Origin of the sequence: Ohtaekwangia sp. (assembly GCF_036786105.1) — a bacterium.
GTDB lineage: Bacteria > Bacteroidota > Bacteroidia > Cytophagales > Cyclobacteriaceae > Ohtaekwangia.
In genome coordinates this window covers 22,478-27,173 of the sequence record NZ_DAIQRQ010000066.1, presented here as the reverse complement: position 1 = coordinate 27,173, position 4,696 = coordinate 22,478, and the positions used below count along the sequence as shown (strand labels likewise).

The 4,696-nt window shown below is 45.5% G+C and carries 4 protein-coding genes; 1 reads left to right on the top strand and 3 read right to left on the bottom strand.

Annotated elements, in window-relative coordinates; translation table 11 throughout:
• Positions 1–362, top strand: a 362-nt coding sequence (locus V7Q33_RS19950) for a VOC family protein (protein WP_333821018.1), incomplete at its 5' end; no start/stop codon positions are given.
• An 819-nt stretch (positions 363–1,181) separates the two neighbouring features.
• On the opposite strand, the gene V7Q33_RS19945 is transcribed toward V7Q33_RS19950, so the two are convergent.
• The 3 genes from V7Q33_RS19945 to V7Q33_RS19935 are packed head-to-tail and all read right to left on the bottom strand — an operon-like array spanning position 1,182 to position 4,580.
• On the bottom strand, positions 1,182–2,465 hold the full coding sequence (locus V7Q33_RS19945) for a mandelate racemase/muconate lactonizing enzyme family protein (RefSeq protein WP_331975193.1): 1,284 nt from the start codon (positions 2,463–2,465) through the stop codon (positions 1,182–1,184).
• Between the two features lie 24 nt (positions 2,466–2,489).
• The gene (locus V7Q33_RS19940; RefSeq protein WP_333821017.1) at positions 2,490–3,440 is read right to left on the bottom strand and encodes an RraA family protein; all 951 of its coding nucleotides are present in this window, start codon (positions 3,438–3,440) and stop codon (positions 2,490–2,492) included.
• Between the two features lie 12 nt (positions 3,441–3,452).
• Complete coding sequence (locus tag V7Q33_RS19935; protein ID WP_333821016.1) at positions 3,453–4,580, bottom strand: bile acid:sodium symporter family protein; 1,128 nt, start codon at positions 4,578–4,580, stop codon at positions 3,453–3,455.
• Between the last annotated feature and the right edge of the window lie 116 nt (positions 4,581–4,696).

Genomic DNA, 4,696 nt, shown 5'->3' with positions numbered 1-4,696 from the left:
TTATGACAGCAATACTTCCTTTTATTCGCGTTCCTGATGTTGCTTTTGCAAAATCATGGTACGAAACCATTGGGTTTAAGTGCATTGGAATTCATGAAGAACCCGATTGTGGGCTAGACTGGGCAATGATGTGCTGGGATGAAGCTAAGTTTATGTTGTACCCCCAATTGGAGAATACTATTACAAATGCAAATAACTGTGGTCTTTATTTCAAAATGGATACCATAGTCGGGTTAGAGAAGCGATTAGAAGGTAAAGCCAAAATAATTGAAACAGTTACCAAAACAGAATATGGGAGAAAGGAAATTACGTTTCATGACTGTTATGGTTTTCAGGTAACATTTTCCAGCAAACCGGACTAATGATTGATATTGGAATGCGAAACGATGAGCTAGGTAAAAATTAACGAACAACTTGGCAAAACAAAAGTGAGTTTACTTTGATGTCCAAGCAGAGTCTCTCGCAGAGGACTCTGCGCCTTAGCAGACCCCCTTACCTATTCAGGTATAATTCGATATTAGAAGATTACAGTAGGTGCTTATTGATTTGAAGTGTGCTTCCGCCAGAGTCCCCGAAGGGGAGACTCTGCGGAGACATAAGATCGGAAAAGTCCCAATCCTTTTCATCAGTAAATTTGATACTAAACTTTTATGGCTATATTCGGCTAGGTGACCAAGTTCTATTAGCTTTAGTTTGTTGATTTCGAATTGCCGGCTTTGAATCTAAGATTCACAATATACTTCCTAAACATTTTTCCCACGGCTATAATTACCCCTCGCCCTTGTTGGTGTTCGGCTTAGCCGACAAATGCACCAAAAAATCCCAGTGTGTCTAATCAGTGTGGGATTTGGATGTGATTGTTGGTGAAGAACACCAGCCAAAGCATGAGTCCACAACAACAATGCATTCCTGTTGTGCCGCTGGCGGCACAACAGGACTAAGCTTTTTTAGGTCTTTTCCGCGAAGTTTTCGCTGGCGAAAACTTCGCGGAAAAGACTCTCAAGGGTGCGCCTGCAATTTTGCCTAAAGCACAAACTCAATTTCGCACCAACCAGCACAATCTTGCAAAACAGCAGTCTTTCAGAAATGAATGTTCACTGCTAATTATCAACCGGCCTTAATCACTTTAACCTTCAGTAAATAAAGTATAAAAACTTCACTCGCATCTTTCCCAGACACCACTACTTAAAAAACGGATACCCTGGTGCTGCATATTTCTTCATGCCTTCTTCATTTATATCAACCCCTATACCTGGTTTTTCGGAGAGTGTGATAAATCCATTCTCTACCATAGGGCCATCAAACTTTACAATTTCTTTATACATGGCATCGGTGTGAAAATACATTTGCCACTCGAGAATCATAAAGTTTGGAACAGATGCACATACATGGCAGGACGCCATCGCTCCGAGGTAAGAGGCTACCATGTGCGGAGCAAAGGGAACATAATAGAGGCTTGCCAGATTCGCGATGCGCTGGCCCTCTCCCAGCCCACCGGTTTTCTGAAGATCGGGCATGATAATATCAATGGCTCCCATCTCAAGTAAACGGCGAAACCCATAGGCCAGGTAAAGATTTTCGCCTGCGCAGATCGGCGTTGTGGTCGACTCTGAAATGATTTTATAGGCTTCCGGATTTTCTGCAGGAATCGGCTCTTCGAGCCACATCAGATTTAGCGGCTCCAGTCGCTTTGCAATCTGCTGGCCTGTTACACCATCGTATCGACCGTGCATATCGCAGCAGATGTCGATCTCTGGTCCTACCGCCTCGCGTGCTGCTGTTACCTGATCGACCATTCTTTTTAATTCTCCGGGACTGGCTGTCCAATTATAGCTGTCGTATTTCTTCGGATCGTTTCGCTGGTCGAGGTCAAACTTGATCGCGGTAAATCCCATCTTCTTCGCTTCAGTAGCCGCGTTTGCGAAATCTTCCGGTGTCGGCAGATTTCGCTGATACAATGCCGTATCACAATATACCCTGATCTTGTCGCGAAACTTTCCTCCCAGTAATTGATATACCGGAACACCCAGCGCTTTCCCTGCTATATCCCACAACGCTGTCTCGATGGCCGACAACACGGCAACATACATTCCTGCCTGCGCACCCTGAAATATACCCGACTTCCGCAAGTCATCGAAAAGTCTGTGTACGTTCAAAGGATTTTTACCTTTCAGGCGCCACTCCAATGCTTTAACAAAGTGATAAGTGCCGGCTACAGCATCAACACCTTCGCCGCATCCATATATACCCTGGTCGGTCTGTATCTTCACAAACAGTGAGCTTCCAAAACGGATAAAAGCGCACTGCACTTCCGTGATCTTCAGTTCTGCAGGTTTGGAATAGTATGTATTTCGCTCCATAGCCTGCGTAAGACCCGCACCGAATGTAGCGCTGAGCGGTGTAAGCATTGCTCCTGCTGTAATTGCCTTCTTAAAAAACGCTCGTCTTGATTTTGTGTTAGCCATAAACATTCTGATTACACTTCAACTTTACCAGGTTCGTTGTTTCAATAATTCCTGTATTTGTTCTTTCGATACGGGGAGTTTATCAACGTTGACGCGAAGCCACTGCGAAAAATCTTTTTCAATTTCATCTGACCATCTTGAATCTATTTGTCCGGGAGTATATTTCTGTTCGCGAAGACGCTGATGCCCGAACATATCGCGGAGCCTTACTACTTCAGAGGTCTTGACCACTTTCTCTGCGAGGTGAGCCGGAATGAAAATCACACCACCGTCACGACCGAGCACTACATCTCCCGGCATAACTGTTGCCTGGCCTATACGTGTGGGTATATTTATACCAACCAGGGTTGTATTCAACTGGCCTTTCGGATCATTCAAGTGATGCGAGGGATGATAGCTGCGAAAGAAAGAAGTAAACGAGCCTATCTCTTTCAGGCCCTTAATGTCTCGGATGGCTCCGTTGTATACAATGCCGTTGCCGGTCTTCGTATAAATTGAATTACCAAGATTGTCGCCAATGGTTGGCCCGTCTTCGTGTGCACCGAACTGATCAACTACGTATACATCGCGTTTCGTCAGCATGTCTATCGGCCAGCTGTTCTGCGACTTGATACGGTTGTCGCGAGTATGCCCTCGATCATCAATCGCCTGGTGTATATCGGGCCGCCCCGGCATAAAGGTCGCGGTTACAGCACGGCCTACCAGCACGCTGTCGGGATTGATCATCATCCATCCATCGTCAAACTGGTGTCTGTAATTTTCATTTCGCAACACTGCCCATGCTTCTTCCAGTGTTACCAGCTTCATGCGATCGAGAATGTTATCGGGCACTTTGGGGCGCCCGTCAGCATAGCGTTCTCCCTTCCATTCCGGTGTCAGGAAAATAAGTTCGTCTTTTGAAATTTGCTGTCCGCATGCAAGGGTAAACGAAGTTAAAATGAAGCAGACAAGCACTATAATATTTTTATATAGCATACAAAAAGTAAATTATGTTTTAGCATGTTTAATGGAATGCTCTTCCCGGGATACGCGCATAGCAGCATCGGTTGCTGTTGGTCGGGCCCGCCACCAGAGTGCCAGAGAAGAGCCGGTAATATTCATGATGGGTGCAAACACTGCTGGTGCCAGCCCAACCGTTGATAACTTTCCCATGGCTAAGGCAAGGCTGGAACCGAGCCCTGCATTTTGCAAGCCCACCTCGATGGCAATGGTTCGACAATCTTTTTCCTGTAGCTGCAGGACTCGCGCAGACCAGTAGCCCAGAAAATATCCACTCAGGTTATGAACCAGCATCGCGAGAATAAGATACCCTCCCACCACCAATAGTGCATCGCGACCTGCAGCGGTAATCACGACTATGATGAGGCCGATGCCAATCATGGAGACTGCGGGAAGAATATCATCCAGCACTTTGAAGCGTCCATGTATAAAGCGGTTGAAGATCAATCCTGCGCTCACCGGGATGATGACAATTTTTGTGATGTCCCATACCATGTTCCAGAAATCAATGTGTATATATTGCCCGGCCAGTAATTGCATGAACAACGGTGTAACAAAAGGCGCGATAAAGGTTGATATAGCGGTAAGCGTTACCGATAGTGCGAGGTTCGCACGCGCCAGGTATGTCATTACATTCGATGCGAGACCGTTGGGACAACTGCCGATCAGAATTATACCGGCCGACACTTCATCGGGGAATGAAAAGATGCGTGTGATAGCAAAGGCAACCAGTGGCATGATAAAGTAATGACACATTACACCGGCAATTACTCCCTTCGGCATTTTTATCACTCTCAAAAAATCATTCGCGCTTAAGCCTGTTCCCATTCCAAACATGATGATCTGCATAAGCGGGACGATGAGCCGGGAGAATTTAAAATTGCCGATCGATATAAAGTATCCGGGGTAATACATCGCCACGGTAACGGCTGCCAGAATCATAATGGTAAATGAATATCCCCTCAGCAGTTCATACTTTCGAATCGCTATACCAATAGAAAGGAAGAAAGCCATCAACAGCCAGCCTGCATAATGGTGCGCATTAAAACAGGTGACTATAATAAATCCGGCAATACACACGGCTGCTGACAGAAATAATACCGCGCTGATTTTCATCGCAGACATCTTGGGTTAAGTATAAAGTTTAATTACATTTCAACAGTATGATTGGCTTACTAAAGATTTGCATTACACACGCAACGTGCTTCCAATACTATACGGTGAAGGATTCT